This window comes from Pseudomonas sp. EA_65y_Pfl1_P113, assembly GCF_963970525.1.
GTDB classification, from domain to species: Bacteria; Pseudomonadota; Gammaproteobacteria; order Pseudomonadales; family Pseudomonadaceae; genus Aquipseudomonas; species Aquipseudomonas tritici.
Genome location: NZ_CAXAQM010000740.1, coordinates 1 through 255, shown reverse-complemented (window position 1 = coordinate 255; position 255 = coordinate 1). Strand labels below are relative to the sequence as shown.

1 protein-coding gene is annotated in these 255 nt (G+C 52.5%); it reads right to left on the bottom strand.

Going from position 1 to position 255, the window contains the following annotated elements; all coding sequences use genetic code 11:
- Window positions 1–171, bottom strand: a 171-nt coding sequence (tnpB, locus tag AACY52_RS31980) for an IS66 family insertion sequence element accessory protein TnpB (RefSeq protein WP_339561644.1), incomplete at its 3' end; no start/stop codon positions are given.
- Window positions 172–255 lie beyond the last annotated feature (84 nt).

The following is a 255-nucleotide window of genomic DNA, read 5'->3' as shown; positions in this document are numbered from 1 at the left end:
AAGTATTTTCACCCGATTACGGGGGCGATTCAGAAAAACAAAAAGCACGGGGTCGAACACCGCCACTTTGATATCCAATTCGACCAAGGCGGCGAGGCCGTCGATGGATTTTCGGAAGTCGACAGGCTTGGGGTAGAGGTAGACTTTTTCAACTTTGGCGTCGGGGCGCATCATAACTGCGGGCTCCTGATGGGAATCGGGAGCACAGCATCAGGCTTCAACGGGCAGTTTTGAATGTGTACATGGTGGATCGCT